The sequence below is a fragment of the Streptomyces sp. MUM 2J genome (assembly GCF_022414535.1).
GTDB lineage: Bacteria > Actinomycetota > Actinomycetes > Streptomycetales > Streptomycetaceae > Streptomyces.
This window is the reverse complement of sequence record NZ_JADWYM010000017.1, coordinates 98,843-120,422: the sequence shown is the minus strand read 5'-3', so window position 1 is coordinate 120,422 and position 21,580 is coordinate 98,843. Positions and strand designations below refer to the sequence as shown.

The 21,580-nt window shown below is 74.9% G+C and carries 17 protein-coding genes; 5 read left to right on the top strand and 12 right to left on the bottom strand.

Going from position 1 to position 21,580, the window contains the following annotated elements:
* Position 1 precedes the first annotated feature (1 nt).
* Genes I3F54_RS16615 through I3F54_RS16605 form a run of 3 tightly spaced genes read right to left on the bottom strand, consistent with a single transcriptional unit; the run spans position 2 to position 3,795 of the window.
* On the bottom strand, positions 2-397 hold the full coding sequence (locus I3F54_RS16615; RefSeq protein ID WP_240119562.1) for a DUF742 domain-containing protein: 396 nt from the start codon (positions 395-397) through the stop codon (positions 2-4).
* A 9-nt stretch (positions 398-406) separates the two neighbouring features.
* Positions 407-838, bottom strand: a complete 432-nt coding sequence (locus I3F54_RS16610) for a roadblock/LC7 domain-containing protein (protein ID WP_240119561.1) — start codon at positions 836-838, stop codon at positions 407-409.
* On the bottom strand, positions 835-3,795 hold the full coding sequence (locus I3F54_RS16605) for a nitrate- and nitrite sensing domain-containing protein (RefSeq protein ID WP_240119560.1): 2,961 nt from the start codon (positions 3,793-3,795) through the stop codon (positions 835-837). Before I3F54_RS16605 ends, I3F54_RS16610 begins: the two co-directional genes overlap by 4 nt.
* Before the next feature lie 423 nt (positions 3,796-4,218).
* Between I3F54_RS16605 and I3F54_RS16600 the strand changes: the two genes are divergently transcribed.
* On the top strand, positions 4,219-4,758 hold the full coding sequence (locus tag I3F54_RS16600) for a hypothetical protein (protein ID WP_240119559.1): 540 nt from the start codon (positions 4,219-4,221) through the stop codon (positions 4,756-4,758).
* Positions 4,759-4,908: 150 nt separating this feature from the next.
* Here the strand turns inward: I3F54_RS16600 and I3F54_RS16595 are convergent, their stop codons facing one another.
* The 4 genes from I3F54_RS16595 to I3F54_RS16580 all read right to left on the bottom strand — a co-directional run bounded on the left by I3F54_RS16595 (position 4,909) and on the right by I3F54_RS16580 (position 12,922).
* Positions 4,909-9,531, bottom strand: coding sequence for a hypothetical protein (locus tag I3F54_RS16595; protein WP_240119558.1), 4,623 nt, complete (start codon positions 9,529-9,531; stop codon positions 4,909-4,911).
* A 72-nt stretch (positions 9,532-9,603) separates the two neighbouring features.
* Entirely contained in the window at positions 9,604-10,482 is an 879-nt protein-coding gene (locus I3F54_RS16590) for a hypothetical protein (protein WP_240119557.1), read from the bottom strand.
* Between the two features lie 31 nt (positions 10,483-10,513).
* A complete protein-coding gene (locus I3F54_RS16585; protein ID WP_240119556.1) occupies positions 10,514-12,040 on the bottom strand; it encodes a hypothetical protein in 1,527 nt (508 codons plus the stop codon).
* A 174-nt stretch (positions 12,041-12,214) separates the two neighbouring features.
* Positions 12,215-12,922, bottom strand: coding sequence for a GntR family transcriptional regulator (locus tag I3F54_RS16580; RefSeq protein WP_240119555.1), 708 nt, complete (start codon positions 12,920-12,922; stop codon positions 12,215-12,217).
* 345 nt (positions 12,923-13,267) lie between these two features.
* Here I3F54_RS16580 and I3F54_RS16575 point away from each other — a divergent pair, with 345 nt between their 5' ends.
* The 3 genes from I3F54_RS16575 to I3F54_RS16565 are packed head-to-tail and all read left to right on the top strand — an operon-like array spanning position 13,268 to position 15,515.
* Positions 13,268-14,026 carry a LamB/YcsF family protein gene (locus tag I3F54_RS16575; RefSeq protein ID WP_240119554.1) on the top strand — a complete coding sequence of 253 codons (759 nt, stop codon included), beginning with the start codon at positions 13,268-13,270 and terminating at the stop codon, positions 14,024-14,026.
* Positions 14,023-14,649: an allophanate hydrolase subunit 1 gene (locus tag I3F54_RS16570; protein ID WP_240119553.1), complete on the top strand. Its 627-nt coding sequence runs from the start codon at positions 14,023-14,025 to the stop codon at positions 14,647-14,649. The genes I3F54_RS16575 and I3F54_RS16570 overlap by 4 nt, the downstream gene beginning before the upstream one ends.
* A complete protein-coding gene (locus I3F54_RS16565; RefSeq protein ID WP_240119552.1) occupies positions 14,646-15,515 on the top strand; it encodes a biotin-dependent carboxyltransferase family protein in 870 nt (289 codons plus the stop codon). The genes I3F54_RS16570 and I3F54_RS16565 overlap by 4 nt, the downstream gene beginning before the upstream one ends.
* A gap of 21 nt (positions 15,516-15,536) precedes the next feature.
* Here the strand turns inward: I3F54_RS16565 and I3F54_RS16560 are convergent, their stop codons facing one another.
* The 5 genes from I3F54_RS16560 to I3F54_RS16540 all read right to left on the bottom strand — a co-directional run bounded on the left by I3F54_RS16560 (position 15,537) and on the right by I3F54_RS16540 (position 21,091).
* The gene (locus I3F54_RS16560; RefSeq protein WP_240119551.1) at positions 15,537-16,394 is read right to left on the bottom strand and encodes an SGNH/GDSL hydrolase family protein; all 858 of its coding nucleotides are present in this window, start codon (positions 16,392-16,394) and stop codon (positions 15,537-15,539) included.
* A complete protein-coding gene (locus tag I3F54_RS16555) occupies positions 16,391-17,635 on the bottom strand; it encodes a glycosyltransferase (RefSeq protein WP_240119550.1) in 1,245 nt (414 codons plus the stop codon). Before I3F54_RS16555 ends, I3F54_RS16560 begins: the two co-directional genes overlap by 4 nt.
* On the bottom strand, positions 17,635-18,762 hold the full coding sequence (locus tag I3F54_RS16550) for a glycosyltransferase family 1 protein (protein ID WP_240119549.1): 1,128 nt from the start codon (positions 18,760-18,762) through the stop codon (positions 17,635-17,637). Before I3F54_RS16550 ends, I3F54_RS16555 begins: the two co-directional genes overlap by 1 nt.
* A gap of 192 nt (positions 18,763-18,954) precedes the next feature.
* A complete protein-coding gene (locus tag I3F54_RS16545) occupies positions 18,955-20,373 on the bottom strand; it encodes a HEAT repeat domain-containing protein (protein WP_240119548.1) in 1,419 nt (472 codons plus the stop codon).
* Between the two features lie 325 nt (positions 20,374-20,698).
* Positions 20,699-21,091, bottom strand: a complete 393-nt coding sequence (locus I3F54_RS16540; RefSeq protein WP_240119547.1) for an ankyrin repeat domain-containing protein — start codon at positions 21,089-21,091, stop codon at positions 20,699-20,701.
* Positions 21,092-21,353: 262 nt separating this feature from the next.
* Here I3F54_RS16540 and I3F54_RS16535 point away from each other — a divergent pair, with 262 nt between their 5' ends.
* Positions 21,354-21,548, top strand: a complete 195-nt coding sequence (locus I3F54_RS16535) for a hypothetical protein (RefSeq protein ID WP_007380617.1) — start codon at positions 21,354-21,356, stop codon at positions 21,546-21,548.
* The last annotated feature ends 32 nt before the right edge of the window (positions 21,549-21,580 follow it).

Sequence of the window (21,580 nt, the reverse complement as noted above, 5' to 3'; positions counted from 1 at the left end):
CTCACAGCGCCCGCAGGCCGTTGATCACGTCGCGCAGAACGCTTTCGTCGGGCAGTTCGGCAGGCGGCACCGGCCGGTTCACATGGACGAAGCCGCCGTCCACGAGGTCGCCGACGAGGACCCGCACCACACCGACCGGCAGATCGAGCTCGGCGGCGAGCTCGGCCACCGACTGCGGGGTCTGCCGGCACAGGCCCACGATGTCGACGTGTTCCGGGGACAGACCGGAATCGGCTTCCGGATCGTCCGTGTGCGGTTCGGCGACCACCACCGCGATCAGGTCGAGGCGGTGTTGCGCCGCGTGGCTGGTGCGTCCGCGCGTCATGGCGTACGGACGGACGACCGGCCCGGCCTCTTCGTCGAACCAGTGGCTTGGTCCCTGACCTTCTGCGCTCATGCCCTCCCACTACCCGCCCGCGAGCGAATCGGTACGCGGAGCGGCACCCAGATGTACGCCGACCCGCTTCACCAGGAGGGTCATCTCGTAGGCGACCTGACCGATGTCGGCCTCGGCGTCGGCGAGGACGGCGAGGCAGCTGCCGTCACCGGCGGCCGTGACGAACAGGAAGGCCTCGTCGAGTTCGACGACGGTCTGCCGGACGCCTCCGGCGTCGAAGTGGCGGCCGACGCCCTTGGCGAGGCTGTGGAACCCGGAGGCGACGGCGGCGAGGTGCTCGCTGTCCTCCCGGGCCAGGTCCTTGGACACCCCCGTGGGCAGGCCGTCGCCGGACAGGACGAGGGCCTTTCGGATGTTCGCGACGCGGCCGACGAGTTCGTCGAGGAGCCAGTTCAGCTCCCCCTCGGTGGTCGTGTGGCCGTTCACCCTGGGTGTGGTCATGTTGCATCCCCCTTGGTCGTTTCTTCTGGTGCCGTGCCGCCGTGGGCGTCGCCCTCGGGGTTCTCCTCGCGACCGCGCCGCCAGCCGCGCTGGAGCGAGGCCATACGGCTGCGTACCGCGTCGGCGTCCCGTTCGGCGGGCTGCTCGGCGCGTGCCTCGGTGCGCCGGGCGGGGTCCTGCTTCAGCTGCGGCGCCAGGCTGGCCTGTCGCACGCGGCGGGGCAGTGATCCCGTTCCGGCACCGGTCTCCCGAGGTGCCCGGCCGGAGGGCAGGTCGGTGTCGTCGTGGTCGGACGTGGCGGTGTCGGTGGATCGGCCGGGCGTGTCCCGGCTGTCGGAGGCCCCGGGCACGCCGGATCGGTCGGATCCGCCGGCGAGGGGTGCGGTGGAGGGTTCGACCGGCGCCGTCCCGCCCGGGTTCGGGCCGGGTTCCCGCGCGTCGTCGGGCGGACCGGTGGAGGGGCCCGCGGTGGGGCGCGTCCTCCTCGGCAGCGCGGGTGCGTCGGCGGACGGGCCGGGGCTCGCCGGCGCCGTGGGGCCGGGCTCGGGCGGCCCGCCGCCGAAGTCGGTGCCGCGGTGGGGCCGGATCGAGGGGCCGAGACGTCGGGCGGGCAGCGGCGGCGGGCCCTCGGAGGAGGATCGGCGTGCTCCGGACCGGTCCGGCTGCTCCTCCTCCGGCTCGGCGCGGCGGCCACGATGGTCGCCGACGGGGCGGCCGTGGGAGCTGACCAGCTTGGGGGTTCGGCGGCGGGAGAGCGGAACGGGGTCGTCGGGCCGGTCGCCCGCGGCCGTGTCGTCGTCCTGCGGCCGGGCCAGGGAGCGTCGCGGGCGGAAGAGACCGTCTCCCTCGCCCTCCGTGTCGTCGAGTGCGCCGGGGAACGGGTCAAGGGAGCTCAGCTCGACGGGCCCCTCCAGTTCGATCGGCCCGTCCAGGAGCGAGGCGGACAGGCCGGGAAGACGCACGGGCGCCCGGGAGAGCGCGGTCCGGCGGCTCTCCCCCGCTTTCGCTTCCCTGGCGGCCTGGGGCCGGTCGAGACGGAACCCGATGCCGTTGGTGTCGGGGACGTCGTCGGTCAGCAGCGCGTCGGGGAGGAAGACGACGGCGGTGGTGCCGCCGTAGGGCGAGGGCTGCAGGGACACCCGCACGTTCTGGCGCTGGGCCAGCCTGCTGACCACGAACAGCCCGAGCCGGTCGGTGTCGGACAGTTCGAACTCGGGCGTCTCGGCGAGGCGCAGGTTGGCGTCCAGGAGTGCCTCGGCCCCCATGCCCAGGCCGCGGTCGTGGATCTCCAGGGTGAAGCCGTTGGCGACGCGTTCGCCCACGACCTGCACGGCCGTGTGTGGCGGCGAGAAGACGGTGGCGTTCTCCAGCAGCTCGGCCACGAGGTGGGTCAGGTCGGCGACGGCGGGGCCGGTGACGGCGACCCTCGGCAGCCGGCGGACCTCGATGCGCTCGTAGTCCTCGACCTCGGCGACCGCGGCCCGGACGACGTCCATGAGCTGGATGGGTTTGCGCCACTGCCGGGAGGGGGCGGCGCCGGAGAGGATGACCAGGCCCTCGGCGTGGCGGCGCATACGGGTGGTCAGGTGGTCGAGCCGGAACAGGTCGGCGAGTTCCCCGGTGTCCTCGGTCCTGCGTTCCATGGTGTCGAGGAGGGTGAGCTGCTTGTGCAGCAGGACCTGGCTGCGGCGGGCGAGGTTGACGAAGACCTCCGAGACGCCGGCCCGCAGTTCGGACTGTTTGACAGCGGCCTCCACGGCGGCGCGTTGCAGGGTGTTGAGTGCCTGGCCGACCTCGCCGATCTCGTTCCTGTCGTACTCCAGGCGCGGCACCTCGGTCTCGACGTCGACCTGCTCGCCCGCGGAGAGCCGGCGCATCACGCTGGGCAGGCGGACACCGGACGCCTCGTGCGCCTCCAGGCGCAGCTGGCGCAGGTCGCGGATGAGGCCGCGGCCGATGCGCACGGACAGCAGGAGGGAGAACAGCAGGGCGGCCAGCCCGAGGAAGCCGGCGACGACGGCCTTGAGGATCACGTCCATGACGACGGGGCGGACGCGGTCCTGATAGCGCTCGCCGGCCTGGTCGTCGAGGGTGCCGAGTTCGTCGAGGATGTTTCCGGCCGCGGTGTCCCAGTTCTTCGCGGTCACGCCGCGGGGCATGCCGCCGGGCGCGGTGGCGGCGACGGCCTGCTCGGCCGTGCGCAGGGGGGCGGTGGTGGCGTTCTTCCAGAACCGTTCGTAGCGGTCGCGCTCGGAGGCGGGCAGCTGCGGCAGGCTGAGGCCGTACACGGCGTCGCGCTGGGCCACGAGGTTCAGCACGGCGCGCATCTCGTCGCGGGAGATCTCGCCCACCACCAGGGCGGAGCCGAGGAGGGCGTCCTCACGGGAGAGCAGTTCACGGGCGCGGGAGGTGCTGACGAGGGCGCGGTACTGATTGTCCAGTTCGGCGTCGTCGACCACGTCGAGCGTGGCCAGCAGCGTGTAGCAGGGGTCGACGAGCCGGTTGTAGAGGTCGAACGCCTGGGCCCGGGTGACGGTGCCCTCCTCGACGCTGCGGCGCAGCGAGGTGACACCGTCGAAGGCGTCCAGCACGGCGGTGAGGGCTTCGTTGTCGTCCTGGTCGAGGTCGTCGCGGACGTCGGGGTCCGCTGCGTTGCGGCGGATCACGGCCAGGGCCTGATCGGTGGCGGCGCGGTTGCGGCGCAGGGCGGAGAAGGTGTCGGAGGCCCGCGGATCCGCGAGATGGACCAGGGTCTGGCGGCGTTCCTGCTGCAGGACCCGGACGGCGTCGTCAAGGGGGTATCCGATGTTCTGGACCGCGGACGACACGTCGAACAGCCGGCTCGCCTCCCGTCCCGTGAGCACCGTGGCGAAACCCCAGACGACGGTCAGGGACACCAGCGGCACGAGAAGCAGCGCCACGATCTTCCGGCGGATCGACTTCCCGCGAAAGCGCATGGCCTCCCCCAGCTCGACCCCCAACGGGCAGGGGGCACGCATGTGCGTCATCAAACGGCGCGAGCCTACTACCGCCACACAGCCAACTCGAAGACCCGTCCGGAAGCTGCACTTCCGTACTGGACTCACAACAGGGGGAGTTGTCCGGGCATTGCGGGAGATTGCCTACCGGGGCTCCCGTGGCTGCGCGCGTCCGGATCGGGCCCATTCACGGGGCGACTGGCCGGATTTCTTTCCCGGTCAGGGAATCTTCACGGTGTGCCGTGCGTCCTTCTCTACAGGAAACGGAGGCGGAATCGGCCACAGGAGCCGCATCCCGCACTCGGTCGGCATGAAGCAGCGCAAGCCGGGCACTCAAGGGGAAGACGGTGTCAGTCGGACACCTGTCGAGTGGTCTGCCCGGCGGTGGGGAGGGGCACGTTGATGGGGACGGTGGAGCGGCACCAGACGCCGGGGGACGGCGCGGCGGCACGCTCGACGGTGCGGCGGCCTGCCGAGGCGCCGGATCACGACACGCGGACGGAGGGCGCCGGGGGGCGAACCACATGCGCTCAGCCCCGGGAGCCGCGCCGGTACCGGCCGCTGTGGGTGGAGGAGCCCGCACGGCGCCGCCGGATGCCCGACCCGGTCCGCACGGCGGCAGTCCGTGCGGTCCTCGTCGTCGCCGTGACACTGATCGTGGCGATGGTGGCGTTGCTGTGCGCACTGGCCGGGTCCTGGCTGGCGTTCCCGATGACGCTGGGCAGCATCGCGGGCACGGTGGTGGCCACCTGGGGTGTGCTGGACGTGTGGGTGACACGCCAGGTGTGGAATCAGCGCAACGGTGTGGTGTCGGTCCCGAGCAGCACGGCGCGGGCCCTTCGCCGCGAACGCCGCAGGGCCCGCCGGCAGGAGCGGGCCGCCGAGCGGAGGCAGGGCCGGATACGTCGCGGCGGCGGGACCGGGCAACTCTCCCACCCGTGAAGGGCTCTCCCTGCTCCCGGCCGCCTCGCCCCCTCAGAAGGGCCGTCACGGGCCCGGTGGGGCGGACGGTGAGGGGGCGGGGCGAGGCGGTGCGCCGCTCGGGACGGACTGTCCCGTGGGACGGTCCGCCTCTCGGGTCGCCCCCGCCCCTCAGGACGTCGCCGCCGCCGGTCGCCTGTACATGCGCGTGGCCGTGATCTCGCTGTGGGAGGCCTCTCCTGCCGGGGTCGGCTGGGGCAGTCCCGGCCGCAGGTGTTCCTCGACACTGATGTACTTCAGTCCCGCACGCAGGTCGGCATCGTTGCGCAGCCGGATGACCAGCGGGAACTCCGCGAGCGCGGTGGTGTCGAACAGGCCCGTCGTGTAGAGCAGTTGGACGCCCAGGGCGTCGGACACGGCCCGCTGGAGTTCGAGCAGGTATGTGGCGTTGGCGCGGCCGATCGGGTTGTCGAGGAAGAGCGTGCCGGCGTGGCGGTGCCGGTCCCTGCCCCGGTCGTTCGATCGGAGGGCGGCCATCGTGCAGTACAGGGCGATGGCGGCGGTGAGCAGCTGGCCGCCGGAGAAGACGTCGCCCATCTGCCCGACCGGGACACGCTCCGCGCGCAGCACGGCGTCCGGCTTGAGGATCTCCACGGCGACGCCCTTGGGCTGGAGGGCGGCGGCGACACCCCGCAGCAGCAGGGACATTCCGTCGCGCCGCAGGTCGGAGTTCTTCTTCACAGCGGCGCGGGTCGCCTCGTCGACGACCTCGCCGAGCCGCTCGGTGAGCGTGGCCTGGTCGGGCTCCTCGAAACGGATCCGCAGGAACTCCTGCCCGGACCACTCGCCGAGACCCTCGGGCAGTCGGGAGAGGCGCTGGGCCGAGCGCAGGGTGGCCAGGGCGGACTCGACGAGGCCGCGCAGGCGGTCCACGATCGAGTCGCGGTTGCGCTCCAGCTGTGCCAGTTCGTCGGTGAGGACCCGCAGCCGCGGCGCGAAGGCGTCCGCCCACTTCTGCGCGTGCTCGGGCAGCGCGGAGGCGGGCAGCTCGCGGATCTGCTGCCGCGCAGGGGTGCGGACCTGCTCGTAGCGGGTGGAGTTGGCGTGCCGGACGAGCACGTCCGCGGCTTCGCGGACCGCGGCCTCGGCGGCGGAGAGATCGGCGGCGCAGCCGCGCAGCGAGCGGCGTGCCTCGGCGCCGGCCCGGCGTGCCTCCTCCAGGGTGCCGGGGTACGGCTCCGGCTCGTCCGGCTCCTCCTCGGACGTGTGCTCGCGCAGCAGGTCGCGGAGCATGGCGGCGCTCTCGTCGAAGCCGCCGGCCGCGTCCTCGGCGGCGCGGTGCGCCCCCAGCAGCTCGGCGTGCGCCTCGCGGGCCCGTTCCAGCGCTTCGGTGCGCGAGGCGAGTTCGGTGCCTGCCGTGCGCAGCAGGGCCTGCGCGTGGTCGGCGTCGCGCGGCACGAGTTCGTCGGGCAGCCCGGTGTGGGCCTCGCCGTCCTCGGGGGCATGCCGCTCGGCCTCGCCGCGCAGCCGGCCGAGTTGCTCACTGGCGTTCGACATGCGGGTCTCCAGAAGCTGCACCAGCTCTTCCGCGCGCGCGGCGGCAGCCTGCCGGGACGGCCCGTCGGAGCCGTCCGGGGACTGGAGGAGCTGCTCCGCGCGCGTGCGGACCTTGTTGCTCAAACGGTCCAGCTCGGCGCGGGCGGCGCTCTCGTCGCTCTCCGCGCGGGCCTGCTCGGCGCGCAGGTCGGCGCCGACGCCCACCTTCTCGTACACGTGGGAGGCGGCCCGGTAGGCCTCACGCAGGGCGGGCAGGGACACCTGCGGGGCGTCGGCGTCGGACTCCGGCACGTCGTCGGGAGCACCGGCGATCTCGGAACGCTCGCCGCGCAGCGCACGCGCGGTGCGGCGGGCGTCGTCGGCGCCCCGCTGTGATGCACGGCGGTCCTCGTCGGCGGCACGGGCGCGTTCCAGGCAGGCCTGGGCGCGCGCCTCCGACTCGGCGGCATCGTCCGCGAGTTCGCGCAGCTTGGCCTGCCAGGCGGCCCGCTCGCGCAGCCGGAACGCAAGCCCGGCCAGGGCGTCGGCGGCCCGCCTGGCCCGCTGGGCGGTCTCCTGCCGCTCGTCGCGCAGCCGGGCTGCCTCGGTGGCGGTCTCCTCCGCCTCCGCCCGCTCGGTGCGGGCCCCGGCCAGATCGGCCTCGGCCTCCTCGGCGAACGCCCGCGCCGCGCGCGCGGCCTCGGCCAGCTCCACGAGGCGGCCCGACGGGCAGCCGGTGCGCCACGACGCCAGCCGCGCCGCCAGCTCCCGGTCCTTGCCGAGCCGGGCCGCCAGCCTGCGGATCTCCTCGTCGCGCTCGGTGGCCCGCGCTCGCAGGGCCTGACGCTCCGCGTCGGCGGCGTGCTCGTCGTGCATGGCGGGGTTCGGCGGCACGAGGAACACGTCGGAGCCGCCCGAGGCGTCCGAGCCGGACGCCGGGGGCGGTGCGAGCAGTGCGGCGGCCGTGCCGACGGCGACCGCGGAACGGGGCAGCAGGGCCGCCTCGCCGAGCACCTCGCGGGCGCGTACGTGCGAGTCCGGGTCGGTGATGATGACGCCGTCGACCAGTTCGGGGCGGGCGGCGAGCACACGCGCGTGGTCGGCGGGGTCGACGGCCTGGGCGAGGTAGCGCCAGCCGGGCAGGGCGGGGACGCCGTGCTCGCCGAGGTACTCGACGGTGGAGAGGACGTCGGGACCAGGCGGCAGCAGCCCGCCGTCGCCGAGTGCGCCGAGGATCCGGGCGTCGTCGGCCGCGGCGGTGCGCAGCTCGAACAGCTGCCGTTCGGCGTTGGCGACGGCGTCGTCGAGGAGTCCGCGCAGCTCGTCGGCGAACCGGTCGAGCTCCTCGGGTCCGAGCGGGCCCTGTCCTCTGTCGTCCCCCGACTGCCGCGGCTGCGGGATCGCCGGGCGGGCGTCGGTCAGGCCGAGGAGTTCCGCGAGCCGTTCCTCCTGTGCCAGCGCCTGAGCGGTACGGCGCTCGCCGTCGTACGCCCGGTCCGCCGCGAGGGCGGCGTCGGCGGCGCGGGCGGCGGTCAGCTCGGCGCGGGACTCGGAGGACGCCGTCTCGCGCGCGTGCTCCGTCGCGCGCCGGGCGGCCTCGCGGGCGGTGTCCCAGGCTTCGACGGCGGACTTCTCCGCATCGCTGGCGGCGAGCGCGGCGCGGGCGGGATCGGCGTCGGGGGCGCTGTCGTCGAGCCAGCCGGCGCGGACGGCCTCCGCGGTCTCCTGCTCGACCTCGGCGAGGCGCTGGCGCAGGTGTCCGGCCTCGCTGCGGGCGCGCTGGGCCTCGGTGGCGGCGCCGGTGGAGTCGCGGTAGGCGGTGTCGCTGACCTCCTGGAGGGCGGCGGAGCGCTCCTCCTGCTCGTTGGCGAGGTCCTCGGCGCTCGCGGCGGCGGCGTGCAGGGCGCGTACGAGGTCGACGGCGGCCCTGGCGCGGGCGGCGAGCGCGGGGGCGGCGTCCCGCTCGGCCTCCCGGATCGCCGCGGACACCCGTGCGACCCGGTCGGCCGCGGCCCGGTGGCGCAGCACGGCCTCTGCGGCCTGCCAGGCGGCGTGCAGGGTGCGGGCGTCGGCCAGTTCGCGCTTCTGCGCGGCGGCGGTCTTCTCGGCGGCGGCGAGCGCCAGCGAGGCGTGCCGGTAGGCGAGTTCGGCGGCGATCAGGGCGCTGCGCTCGCGGGCGCCCTCGGAGTGGGTGACGGCGTAGGCGGCCGCCGTGACCCGCTGGGCGAGGTCGGTGGCCCGTGCCCGCTCCCTCGCGGCCCGCGCGGACAGCCGCCGGCCCAGGACGCGGGTGCGGCGCTCGGCTCCGGCGTGCACGTCCCGCGCGCGGGAGCGGGCGTCGGCGGCCTCGACGATCCGGCCGAGCAGATCGACGGAGCCGGCGGTGAAGTCCCGTTCGGCGATCAGCTCGGCGCGCCGGCCGAGCTTGTTGCCGAACCCTCCGACGAGGTCGGCGAGTCCGTCGGTGTCGCGGGTGTCGGTGACGGCGCGCAGCAGCAGGTCGGTGAAGTCGGAGTCCTTCTTCACCGCGAACAGGCCGGCGGCCTCGCCCTCGTCGGCGTTCATCTCCCGCTGGTAGCGGAAGAGTTCGGGGTCGAGGCCGAGTTCGCCGAGGTGCTCGGTCCAGCGCTCGTGGGTCTCCTCCCAGTGCACCTCCAGGTGCGGGTACGCCTTGCCGGCCTCGGTGATGGCGTCCCGGAAGCCCTTCATGGTGCGGCGGCGGCCCTGCGCCCCCGACTGCCCCTCGACGGACGGCCGTACGGCGGTGGACTCGGCGACGGGCAGGTTGTCCAGGGAGAGCCCGGGTCCGGGCCGGAAGGAGTACCAGGCCTCGGCGAACTTCCGCGGGTCGTTGGAGACCTGACGGCCGCGCCACTCGCTGGCCTTGCCGACGACGACGCATTCGCCGGTCTGCACGTGCTGCCACTCCAGGGCCACGTGTCCGCAGTCGTCGGCGAGCAGGAACTTGCGCAGCACGCCGGAGCTGGCGCCGCCGAGGGTGTTGCGGTGCCCGGGCAGCATCACCGAGAAGATGAGCTTCAGCAGGACGGACTTGCCGCCGCCGTTCTCCAGGAAGAGCACCCCGGCGGGCGCGGGGCGGCGCGGCGGGCCGACCGGCTCCTCCTCGAAGAACTCCGCCTGTGTGGGGGCGGGTTCGGGCACGACGGCGCCGACACCCCGCAGGTCAAGCACGGTGTCGGCGTAGCGCGCACCGGCGGGCCCGATGGAGTAGAGGCGGACCCGGGACAGCTCGTACATGGCGGACTCTCGTCAGTCTTCGAAAAGGTGCGGTGGTTCGAGGGGGGCGGTGGTGCGGGGCGCGGGTGCAGTTCAGGAATGGAACGGCAGCCCGGCGTCGGCCACCAGTTCCAGGTCGTCGGTGTGCTCTGCGGGCAGCAGTGTCGCGGTGCCGTCGGTGACCGGGACGACACCCAGTTCCAGCAGTTCCGCCATGGCGGCGTTGCCGGCCATGTCGCGGACCTGGAGCTGGTAGCGGGCCGTCGTGCGGTACGTCCCGCCGTTGTCGTCGCCCGTCCGCTGCAGGAATCCGGAGTCGGTGAGGAAGGCCACGGCCTTGCCGACGATGCCCGTGGTCGAACCGGCCAGGCGGCGGGCGTCCTTGGTGGCACCGGTCGCGCTGCGTCTGGCCCAGATCCGCCAGGCGGCCTCCAGGCCGGGGGCGTGGGTCGCCGGGTCGGTGTTCTCGCCCTGTTCGGCGGCCCGCTCCTCCAGGCGGCGGCAGGCCTGCCGGACGAAGGCGTCGACGCCGTTGACGGTGACACGGCCGATGTAGCCGTCGTCGGCGAGGTCCTCTGGCCGGGGGAAGGACATGGCGGCGACGGCGAGGTGGGCGAGCCCGTGCAGGAACCGGTCGCCGGAGTCGGCGGAGGTGCGGCGCGCGTAGTCGCCCATGCGGACGGCGAACACCGAGTCCTCGGCGGCGGTCACGGCCATTCCCGCGCGGGGCGACACCTCCAGCACGACCAGGCCGAGCCCGGCGGCGACGGCGTCGGCGAGCCGGGCGAACGGCGGGTCCTCCCGGTAGCGGCGCAGCAGGTCGGTGTACTCCTGGTCGCGTGCGGGCTGCAGCTTCGGCTGGAGCCCGCAGGCGACGAGCCGCGCCGCGTCGGCGGCGTCGGCGGGGGTGAGGGCGCCGCTCACCGGTGCGGCGGCGGCCTCCGGCTCACTCCGGTCGACGTGCTCGGTCACGGTTGGTGCTCCTTGTCGCGCGGTTGGTCACTCATGCTGCTTCCGTCCGGTCGGCGGCCATGCCGGCCGCGTCGAGCAGCGCCGTGCCGACGATGAGGTCGGCGCCGCCGAACTCGTGGTCGTCGAGTTCGGTCCCGTCGTCCACGGCGAACAGCAGCTTCTCCTCGCCCTGCCGGTAGGCGGTGCCGACGGCCGGGCTGGCCGCGTGGACCGCGATGAGGGCGACCAGGTAAGGCAGCTCCGGGTCCTTGCGGCGGGCCTCGGCGAGCAGGCCGGACAGGCGGCGCGGCGCGTCGGCGGGCAGGTCGAGCAGGGCCATGGCGGCGGCGAGCTGCTCCTCGCTGAAGCGGCTGTCGTCGGGCGTGGCGACGAGGTCGGGCTCGGGCATCTCGGCGCCCAGGTGCTCCCGTTCCACCGGCGGCGTCAGCAGGAGGTCGACGAGGTCGGCGACCCGCACGGAGACGGGGGTGCGCAGGCCGGTGCCGCGTGCGAAGAACGCGTCGGTCACGCGGGTGGCCTGCTCCAGCGGGAGCGGCAACACCGGGGCGAGGAGGTGCCCGTAGAGGTCGATCCCGGCGGCTGACGCGGGCGCGGCGAAGGCCTGCCGGTCCTGTTCCGCGCGGAAGAGGGGTCCTGCCTCCAGCAGGCGGGACTGGAGCTGGGTGTGGCGGCGGATGCAGTCCTTGACGATGTCGACCAGCTCGGCCGCGCGCCGCTTGTGCTCGGGGTCCTCGCTCTCGTCACGGGCCTTGCGGATGTTGGTGAGGATCGCGTTCTCGTGCCGGTAGCGGTCGGCGACGTGGTCGAGGGCCTCGGCGATCATGTCGGGGACGGCGTCGAGCCAGTCCACCGCGCGCACGTTGCGCCGGGTGGCCTCCAGGGCCCTGCGCAGGGTCTCGGAGTACTGCACGGTCCGGTACCGGGCCTGCTCGGCGGCGAGTTGGGCGTCGGCCAGCCGACCGCGGCTGATCAGCACCTCCAGCTTGACCTCGGCGGCGATCTGGGCGCTGGTGACATCGGTGTCGAGGGCGCCGACCAGGACGTTGACCGCCTCGTCGGTGGTGCGCAGGTACACCGTGCCGCCGGGGCCGGGGACCTCCTCCAGGAGCTTGAAGTCGTAGTCGCGGCGGACGTAACTGCCGTCCGCGGCGAACGTGCCGTACGCGGCGCGGAAGCCGCGGTCGACGCTGCCGACGTTGATCAGGTTCTCCAGGACCCAGCGGGCCACGCGCTCGTGCTCGCCTGCGGGGTGGTGCGGGGCCTGGGCGGCGGCGCGGGGCACCAGGCGGGCGACGATCTGGTCGTGGTCGGCGCCGGTGTCGAAGTCCATGTTGAGCGTGACGAGGTCGATCGCGGCCAGGGCGATCTCCGCCATGCCGTAGACCGAGTACGCCCCGGCGAGGTTGGCCTTGCGCGCGTCGAGGTCGTGGATCGGCGCGGTGCAGGCGAGCGCGCGCAGCCGCCGCGCCAGCCCCTCGTCGGCGGCCGGGCCCGGGGCGGGGCGCGGCCCCGCGCTGAGCTGGGGCGGAACACGGTCCGTCGAAGCAGGCGAAGTCACGGTGCACAGCGTAGGTCCTCGGTCCGACAACGACCCAAACGGCGCGGATCGGCTGCCCGCGGCGGGGCACCCCGGGGTCCGGCCCCGGCGTGCCGCGGCCACCGGGCGTCCGCGGTCCTCCTCGTGCCCCCCGGGGCTCCCGCGTCCCCTCGCCCACCGGCGCCGGCCGGGGCGTCAGCCGGGAGCGGACCCGTCGTCCCCGACCCTCCGCCGGTACACCTCGACCATCCGTTCCAGCGAGTCCTGAAGGTAGACCGCGAGCAGCCGCTCCGCCTCGGCGGCGTTCCCGTCGCGGAGCATGCGCAGGATCTGCCGGTTGCGGGCGAGGTAGGGCTCGTGCAGCCGCCGCGGCTCGTCGACCACGTGGAAGGCCAGGCGCAGCTCGGCGAAGACGCTGCGCATCACCTCGTCGGTGCGTTCGCTGCCGGCCAGGGCGACCAGGGCCTGGTGGAAGTGGATGTTGGCGGTGCCCAGGGCCTTCCAGTCGCCCTCGGCGCTCGCCCGCTCCCCCTCGGCGACGGCGGCGGCCATCGCGTCGAGGACGTACGGCGGCTCGCCGAGCCCGCGCACGACGGCGCACTCGACGAGGGCGCGCGTGCGGTGGATGTCCTCCACGTCCTCGACCGTCAGGACCCGGACGAAGACGCCCCGGTTGAGTTCGTGGACGAGCAGGCGCTCGTGGGTGAGCAGGCGGAACGCCTCGCGCAGCGTGTTGCGGGACACGCCGAGCGCCCCACCGATGCCTTCCTCCGACAGCCGTGTGCCGGGTGGGAAGAACCCGTCGGTGATCCGGCCGCGGAGGATGTCGGAGACCCGCTCGGCCGTGCTGGTGCGCCCCAGGAGGACGCGGTCGTCGGCCCATGACGCCGCCTGCTCTGCCATGCCCGGAATTCAAGCGCAGGGAAGGAGCCGGGACAACGTCGGTATTGAAGGATCGTTGAACGATCCTCTACGGTGCCACGCACGGCTCCCACGGGGGCACCGTCCGTCGTCCGTCTGCGAGGTGGGCCCCTGCGCACGCTCCCTCTCCCGCGGTCCCCGCACGCGTGGGCGTCCGCCGCGGGGGCGATCACCGGTCGCCGGTGCGGCGCTTGCGCCGCACCGGCGACCGTCCACCCGCGTCCACGCTCCCGGCGGCCGTACCGGGGCGGCCCGCCGCTGCCTCCGCCCACGCCGTCGCGGTGCGGTGCGGGACGGGCGGAAGACACCGAGGAGTATCGGAACCCCATGACGTCGATCGATCTCAACGCCGACCTGGGCGAGGGCTTCGGCCGCTGGCGGCTGACCGACGACGAACGGCTGCTGTCCGTCGTCACCAGCGCCAACGTGGCCTGCGGGTTCCACGCCGGGGACGCGGTGACCATGCGGCGGGTGTGCGAACTGGCGGCCGGGCGGGGCGTGCGGATCGGCGCCCAGGTGTCCTACCGGGACCTGGCCGGGTTCGGGCGGCGCGCGATGGACGTGCCGCCCGCCGAACTGGCCGCCGAGGTCGCCTACCAGATCGGCGCACTGGAGGTCTTCGCCCGCGCGGCGGGTGCGCACGTGGCGTACGTCAAGCCGCACGGCGCGCTGTACAACCGCGTCGTGCACGACGAGGAGCAGGCGGGGGCGGTCGTCGACGGTGTGCTGCTGGCCGGCGCTTCCCTGCCCGTGCTCGGGCTGCCGGGCTCCCGGCTGCTGGAGGTCGCCGAGAAGGCCGGACTGCCGGTCGTGGCGGAGGCGTTCGCGGACCGCGCCTACACCGAGGAGGGCGCGCTCGTGCCGCGCGTCCGGGAGGGCGCCGTGGTGAGCGATCCGGAGGCGGTGGTGGAGCGCTCGGTGGGCCTGGCCCGGGACGGGGCGGTGACGGCCCGCTCGGGCGTCACGGTCGCGGTACGCGCGCGTTCCCTGTGCCTGCACGGGGACACCCCGGGCGCGGTGGACCTGGCGCGGCGGGTGCGCGCCCGCCTGGAGGCCTCGGGCGTCACGGTGGAGGCCTTCGCATGAGGGCCCTTCCCGTCGGTGACGACGCCCTGCTCGTCGAGGTGGCCTCGGGCGAGCAGGCGCAGGTCCTGCACGCGGAGCTGGTCCGCCGCCGCGAGCAGGGCCGGATCACGGTCCGGGAGATCGTCCCCGCGGCCCGGACCGTGCTGCTCGACGGTCTGGCCGACCCCGGCCGGCTGGCGGCCGAGCTGACCGAGGGCGCGCTCCCGCCCCCGGCCCCGCCGCCGCATGGGACGGTGGAGATCCCGGTGCGCTACGACGGCCCCGACCTGGCCGAGGTCGCCGCCCACTGGGGCGTCGCCGATGCGGACGTGCCCCGCATCCACGCCGCGGCCGAGTTCCGGGTCGCCTTCTGCGGCTTCGCGCCCGGCTTCGGCTACCTCACCGGCCTGCCGGCGGGCTGCGCCGTTCCGCGCCGGGCCACGCCGCGCACCGCCGTCCCGCCCGGCTCGGTGGCACTGGCCGGGTCGTACACGGGGGTGTACCCCCGTTCGTCCCCCGGCGGCTGGCAGCTGATCGGCACCACGGACACCGTGCTGTGGGACCCGGCCCGCGTGCCGGCCGCGCTGCTGTCACCGGGCACCCGCGTGCGCTTCGTCAGGGTGCGCACGGGGGCTGCGACGTGACGGACCGTGCCCTGGCCGTCGTGCGGGCCGGGGCGCTGACGACCGTGCAGGACCGGGGCCGCCCGGGCCACGCCCATCTCGGGGTGCCCCGTTCCGGGGCGCTGGACGCGCCGGCGGCGGCGCTCGCCAACCGGCTCGTCGGCAACGCGCCGGAGGAGGCCGTCCTGGAGACCACGCTGGACGGGTGTGCCGTGCGCCCGCGTTCGGCGGTCACCGTGGCGGTGACGGGTGCCCCGTGCCCGGTCACGGTGGACGGCCGGGCGGTCGCCTGGGCGGCGCCCGTGCGCGTGCCGGCCGGGGCCGTGCTGGAGGTCGGGGCGGCCGTGCGGGGGCTGCGCAGCTATGTCGCCGTCTCGGGCGGCATCCGTGTCGATCCGGTTCTCGGCAGCCGCTCCTGCGACCTGCTCTCCGGGCTCGGGCCGGCGCCGCTCACCCCCGGCGCGGTGCTGCCGCTGGGGCGCCCCGCGGCTGTGTACCGCCACGTGGACGCAGCGCCGCAGCCCGGCCCCCCGGCCGAACTGGTCCTGCGGGTCGTGCCCGGTCCGCGCGTGGAGTGGTTCACCCCGGCCGCGCTGCGGACCCTCGCCTCGCATCCGTACCGGGTGTCGCCGGCGAGCAACCGGATCGGGCTGCGCACCGAGGGCCCGGCGCTGGAGCGCGCCCGTGCCGGCGAACTGCCCAGCGAGGGCATGGTGCTGGGGGCGGTACAGGTCCCGCCCGACGGCCGGCCGGTCGTGTTCCTCGCCGACCACCCCACCACCGGGGGCTACCCGGTGGTCGCCGTCGTCCGTACGGCCGACCTGGCGGCCGCCGCGCAGGCCAGGCCGGGCACCCCGCTCCGTTTCGTGGCCGTACGGCGCCGCTGACGCCGCCGGCGGGCAGGAGGCTCAGGCCACCTCGGCGGTCTCCGGCAGTTCCGCCGCCGACAGGGCCGCGAGCGCCGCCGACACCGCGGCCGAGGCCCTCAGGTCGAGGCGGGCGCTCGTGCCCCGGGCACGGTGGTGCAGTTCGCCGGCGGCGAGGGTGAGCAGTTGGGGCAGAAGGTCGGTGCAGCGCCGGGCCACCCAGCCGGTACCGGCGGTCGCCAGCCACCACAGGCCGGCCGTGCGCGTCGGCGCCGGGGAGTCGGGTTCGGACGAGGGGGCGGTCCCGGTCGCGCGGCCCGCCTCGGTCAGCAGCGCGTGGAAGCGCACGGCCAGCAGGCGGTGCCCCCGCTCGCCGGGGTGCAGCCGGTCGGCGCTCCACAAGGAGCGGTCGGTGACCCAGGCGCCCTCGTGGGCGTGCAGGTGCAGGGCGCCGTACCGGTCGGAGAGCGCGTGCACGACGGTGTTGACCGCGCGCTGGCGCCGGGCCAGCGGGCGGGCGAGGGCGCTCGGCAGCCCCAGCACCGAGCCGGGGTCGGGCAGGCACGCGGTCAGCAGAACGGCGCCCTGTGCGGTGAGGGCGCCGTACACCCGGTCGAGGCGGGTGGCCACGGCCCCGATGTCGAAGGTGCAGCGCAGGGTGTCGTTGACGCCGACGACCACGGACACCAGGTCCGGCTCGCACGCGAGGGCGGCCGGCAGCTGCCGGTCGAGGACGTCGTGCGTCTGTGCGCCGCTGACGGCGAGGTTGGTGAACTCCGCCGGTTCCTCGGCGAGCGCGGTGGCGAGCAGCGCGGCCCAGCCGCGCCATCCCCCACCGACCGGATCGCCCACTCCTTCGGTCAGCGAGTCGCCGAGCGCCACGAAGCGGACCGGTCTCATCCGACACCCCCCGGATCGGCCCGACCGGCCGGACCGGCCACGGGGGCGGGATCGGCGGCACCGGCCGGACGGGCAGGCCCCGCGGCCTCCACGGGGCCTGCGGCACGGACCGCGCGCCGCGCCACGGGAGCGTCGTGCGCGGCGAGGAACGCCTCGACGGCAGCACCCCAGCCGAAGCACTCGGCACGCGCGCGTGCCGCCTCCCGCCGCTCGCGCTCGGGACGCCCGAGCAGCGTCTGCACGGCGTCAGCGAACGACGCGCCGTCGTCGGCGGCAGCCACCCCGGCGGAGCCGACGACCTCCGGCAACGCGGAGGAGGCGCTGACCGCCACCGCCGTACCGCACGCCATCGCCTCCAGCGCCGCCAGCCCGAACGTCTCGGCCGGGCCGGGCGCCAGGCACACATCGGCGGACGCCTGGAGCGCACCGAGCAGGGCGCGGTCGGCGACGTGGCCGAGGAAGACGACCGGCAGGGCACGCTCCCGCGCCCGCTGCTCCAGCCGGGCCCGCAGCGGCCCGTCCCCGGCCACCGCCAGCACGGCCGGCACTCCGCGGCGCCGCAGCTCGGCCAGCGCGTCGAGTGCGGTGCCGGGCCGCTTCTCCACCGACAGCCGGGAGCACAGGGCCAGCAGGACCTCGTCCGCGCACGCGTGGCGGGCGCGCAGCACCGGGTCGCGCAGCACCGGATGCCGTTCGTCCAGGTCGACGCCGAGGGGAGCCCGTACGACGTTGCGGGCGCCGATGCGCACGAACTCCCGTTCGGCGAACTCGGTGGTGCACACCACGCGCGCGTAGGTGTGCGCCGTGCGGATGTTGAGGGCGTCGGCGGCGCGCCGGGCGGCCGGCTCGGGCAGTCCCCAGGTGCGCAGCACTCCGTCAGCGGTCTCGTGGGAGACCATCACGGCCGGCACTCGGGCCCGCCGCGCCCACCTGCCGGTCCACCGCAGGGTGGTGCGGTCGCAGACCTCCAGGCGGTCGGGCGCCAGCTCCTCCAGCAGCCGGGCCACCCGCCTCCGGTCGACGAGGACCCGGTAGCCGCCGGTGCCCGGCAGCAGCGGTCCGGGCAGCGTGATCACGCGGCCCTGGTCGGTGTCACGGTCGTCCGGGTGCTCTCCGGGCACGATCAGGACGGGCTCGTGGCCCGCGTCCCGATAGCCCCTGCCGAGTTCCCGCAGGGCAGTGCGCAGTCCGCCGGAGGCGGGGGCGACGAAGTTGGCGAGCCGCACGATCCTCAGGGACATCAGGCCGCCACCACCGGCTGCCGGGCGGCCAGGACGTCCGCGTAGTGGCCGATGAGACGGTCGCCGACGGCGGCCCAGGTACGCCCCTCGACCATGGCGCGCGCGGCCGTGCCGTAGGCGGCCCGCAGCTCCGGTCCGGCGGCCAGCCGGGCGACGGCGTCACGGACGGCGGCGGCGTCGTGCGGGGGCACCAGCAGCCCGGTACGGCCGTGGGCGACCAGGTCGAGCGGGCCGCCTGCGGCGGGCGCGACGACGGGCACTCCGCTGGCCATGGCCTCCTGCACGGTCTGGCAGAAGGTCTCGAAGGGACCGGTGTGGGCGAAGACGTCGAGGGAGGCGAAGATCCGCGCGAGGTCGTCGCCGGTGCGACGGCCGAGGAAGACGGCGCCGGGCAGCGCCTGCTCGAGGCCGGGGCGGCTGGGCCCGTCCCCGACGACCACGACCCGCACGCCGGGCAGGGCGCAGGCGCCGGCGAGCAGTTCGACGTGCTTCTCGGGGGCGAGGCGCCCGACGTAGCCGACGAGCAGTTCGCCCCCGGGCGCCAGCGCGCGGCGCAGTGCCTCGTCGCGGCGGTCGGGGCGGAAACGGACGGTGTCCACGCCGCGCGGCCAGAGCCTGACCCGCGGCACCCCGTGTGCCTCCAGGTCGTCGCGGGCGGCGCTGGACGGGGCGAGCGTCAGGTCGGCGGCGGCGTGGACGGAGCGTATGCGTCGCCAGGCCGCGGCCTCGCCGGCGCCCATGTAGGTGCGGGCGTATCCGGCCAGGTCGGTCTGGTAGACGGCGACGGCGGGGACACCGAGCCGGGCGGCGGCCGCCATGCCGCGGACGCCGAGGACGAACGGGCTCGCCAGGTGGACGACGTCGGCACGGTGCCCGATCAGTGCCGCCGCCAGGCGCCGGCTGGGCAGGGCGACGCGGACCTGGGGGTAGCCGGGCAGCGGCAGGGAGGGCACGTGGACGACGGGGCACGGCCCGGTGGCGTCGGTCTTGTTCCCGGGCGCGGGGGCCGGCGCGACGACGAGCGGAAGGTGGCCGCGGTCTGCCAGATGCCGGGCGGTCTGGAGCGCGCAGTGGGCCACGCCGTTCACATCGGGGGGAAAGGATTCGGTCACGATGACGACACGCATACGGGTGTTGTCGCCGCGCCGGACGTGGCCGCGTCAAAGTGGATCTTTCCGGACGAGGAACGTCCCATGAGCGTTGCACTGCGCACCCGGGCACGTCGGACCGTGTCCACGCGTGCACGTCCCGCCGGTCACCGCGGGTTCACCCGGCGGGCGCGCAGGCGTCCGGCGGACGCCCGGCGCTCGGGTCCCGGATCACATGGCGGCCGGGTCCGGACCGATCCGGCTGCGTACGGCCGTCTGTACCTCGGCCTCCTCGGCGGGGTCGGCTGCGAGGCGGCGCAGCCGCTCCACGACACGGGCGTCGCCGGTCTCGGCGTGCCGTGCGGCGAGTTCGCGGGTGGACTCCTCGCAGTCCCACAGGCACTCGACGGCGAATCCGGTCGGGAAGGAGGGGTCGGTGGCGGCGAGGGCGCCGGCGCAGCGGCCGCGCAGATGGGAGGAGGCGGTCTCGCGGTAGACGTGCCGCAGCACGGGCGCGGCGCAGGCGATGCCCAGGCGTCCGGCACCGTCGACGAGGGTCCACAGGGTCGGTGCGTCGCAGCCCTCACCGCGCACCGCCTCGCGCAGGGCGGCGAGGACGAGGTCGCGGTCCTGGCTTCCGCCGCGGCAGGCGAGCACGCGGCCGGCGGCGGCGCCGAGCAGGTCGGGCCTGCCGGCCCAGGCACGGGCCCGGTCCACGGCGGCGGCGCTGCGCATGCGTTCGAAGGCGTCGACGGCGGCGTCCACGACGGCGGCCGACCCGTCGGCGGCGGCGCCCTCGATCAGGTCCAGCGCCTCGGGGTCGTCGCCGTCGGCGAGGTAGCGCAGCGCGGTGCTGCGGGCGCCGTCGACGCCGTCCCTGGCCGCCCGGAGGATCTCGGGACGGTCCTCGGGGCCGGCGACCGCGCCCAGACAGCGGGCGGCGGGCACGTGCAGCGCGGCGCCGCGTTCGAGGCCCTGCTGGGCCCAGTCGAAGACGGCGCTCACGCTCCATCCCGGGCGCGGGCCGGTGGGCCGCATCTGCCGCTGCCACCGGTCGAAACAGCCGGCCTCGTGGGCGGCGCGCACACGGGCGGAGACGTCCTCGCGCGGGTCCTCGGCCCACAGACGCCACGGCCGCGGCTCGAAGGCGTCGCGGACGGCGGCGGCCAGCTCGGCCTCGCCCTCGGCGTCGGTGGCGAAGCGGGTCAGGACGGGCACGGCCAAAGCGCGCAGTCCCGAGTCGTCGTCGCGCAGGGCCAGCTCGTCCAGGGCCCACGCCCAGTTGGATCCGGAGGCGGCGTACCTGCGCAGCAGGTCGAGGGCGTCCCTCCTGCCGTAGGAGGCGAGGTGCCCGAGCACGGCCAGGGCGAGGCCGGTGCGTGACTCGTCGGTGTCGAACACGTCCTCGACGTCGAAGAGGTGCGCCTCGATCTCGTCCAGCTCGCCGCTCAGGTCGAGGAAGAGCCGGGCGTAGTACAGGGAGCGGTTCTCCACCTGCCAGTCGTGGCGGGGATCGCGCAGCACGCAGTGGTTGAGGGCCGCGAGGGCCTCGGCACGGGGGGCGGTGAGCGCGTGGAGCGTCCCGTCGCCGCGTCCCCTCTGGAGGAGGCCGAGCAGGGTGCCGCTGGGCGCTATGACCGGATCGAACATGGGAAACAGCCTCACATCAAGCGTCGACGCAACCGGAGAACACGCACTACCTGGTCGCGCGACAACACGTCGGAGCGCCCGCCGTCTCTTGCTTGCTGTAGACCATCTTCCTCTGCCTCTCGTCGGTGGCCCATGCGGACCGATCACGGTCCACGCGGTGCGGCAACACCTGCCCAGCCATCGTGTCCGTGAATCACGACGTCATGATGACTCGGTGGTTCCGCCTACCGCGACCGAAATTTCCGGCGGCCCCGTTCCGCCTCCCCCCGTCCTGCCGTCCTGCCTGGTCGGATCGCGCGCGCTGCGTCGCCGCAGCACGGTCGTGTCAGTCGGCGCCGAACAGTTCGAGCAGGTCCGCCTTGGCGAACATGCGCGCCGTGTCGACGGCCGAGGGTGTCCCCGCCCGGGGGTCGGCCCCGCCCTCCAGCAGGGCCTTGATCACCTCTGCCTCGCCTTTGAACACGGCGCCCGCGAGCGGCGTCTGACCTCGGTCGTTGGCCCGGTCGGCCGCGGCGCCGCGGACCAGCAGCGCGCGGACGGCGTCCGCATGGCCGTGGTAGGCGGCGAGCATGACCAGGGAGTCGCCCCGGTCGTTGGTGAGGTCGGCCGGAACGCCCGCGTCGACGTACGCCATCAGGGCCTCGGTCCGCCCCTGCCGGGCCAGATCGAAGATCTTGGTCGCCAGCTCCACGACCTCGGGGTCGGGGGCTTCGCTCATCGGGCTACCTCTCATGTGCCGCCGTTCAGGTGAATCGCCAGGGTACTGGCTCCGCGGGCACATGGCCGGACCCGTCCGCGGCAAAGATCACCACGGGACCCGTTCGACGCAACTTCGCTGCTCAGGCGGCCCAACCGAGCCTCCACCGAACGAGGGAAAAGACAAGAAATTCCCCCGTTTGCACCTTTTATCGTATGGATACATGCTGTGATCCTGGAAGTACTCATGGTGACTGTCCCCACCGAACACCAGGAGAGCCCCAATGATCCTGTCCATCTCAGGCGTCGTCCTGCTCGGCATCGTCGTGTTCATCTTCTTCCGCAAGGACGGGCTCAAGGCGTCGCACGCCCTGATCTCGGCCCTGTTCGGCTTCTACCTCGCCAGCACGGCCATCGCGCCCAGCATCAAGGCCGGCGGCGAGAGCCTGGCCAGCCTTCTCGGCGGCATCAAGTTCTGACGCCGCCCCCTTCGTCCGTACGCACCGTGAGG

Coding starts and splice junctions, on each gene's coding strand:
- I3F54_RS16615 (WP_240119562.1), bottom strand. CDS start 397: ATGAGCGCAGAAGGTCAGGGACCAAGCCACTGGTTCGACGAAGAGGCC.
- I3F54_RS16610 (WP_240119561.1), bottom strand. CDS start 838: ATGACCACACCCAGGGTGAACGGCCACACGACCACCGAGGGGGAGCTG.
- I3F54_RS16605 (WP_240119560.1), bottom strand. CDS start 3,795: ATGCGCTTTCGCGGGAAGTCGATCCGCCGGAAGATCGTGGCGCTGCTT.
- I3F54_RS16600 (WP_240119559.1), top strand. CDS start 4,219: ATGGGGACGGTGGAGCGGCACCAGACGCCGGGGGACGGCGCGGCGGCA.
- I3F54_RS16595 (WP_240119558.1), bottom strand. CDS start 9,531: ATGTACGAGCTGTCCCGGGTCCGCCTCTACTCCATCGGGCCCGCCGGT.
- I3F54_RS16580 (WP_240119555.1), bottom strand. CDS start 12,922: ATGGCAGAGCAGGCGGCGTCATGGGCCGACGACCGCGTCCTCCTGGGG.
- I3F54_RS16575 (WP_240119554.1), top strand. CDS start 13,268: ATGACGTCGATCGATCTCAACGCCGACCTGGGCGAGGGCTTCGGCCGC.
- I3F54_RS16570 (WP_240119553.1), top strand. CDS start 14,023: ATGAGGGCCCTTCCCGTCGGTGACGACGCCCTGCTCGTCGAGGTGGCC.
- I3F54_RS16560 (WP_240119551.1), bottom strand. CDS start 16,394: ATGAGACCGGTCCGCTTCGTGGCGCTCGGCGACTCGCTGACCGAAGGA.
- I3F54_RS16555 (WP_240119550.1), bottom strand. CDS start 17,635: ATGTCCCTGAGGATCGTGCGGCTCGCCAACTTCGTCGCCCCCGCCTCC.
- I3F54_RS16550 (WP_240119549.1), bottom strand. CDS start 18,762: ATGCGTGTCGTCATCGTGACCGAATCCTTTCCCCCCGATGTGAACGGC.
- I3F54_RS16545 (WP_240119548.1), bottom strand. CDS start 20,373: ATGTTCGATCCGGTCATAGCGCCCAGCGGCACCCTGCTCGGCCTCCTC.
- I3F54_RS16540 (WP_240119547.1), bottom strand. CDS start 21,091: ATGAGCGAAGCCCCCGACCCCGAGGTCGTGGAGCTGGCGACCAAGATC.
- I3F54_RS16535 (WP_007380617.1), top strand. CDS start 21,354: ATGATCCTGTCCATCTCAGGCGTCGTCCTGCTCGGCATCGTCGTGTTC.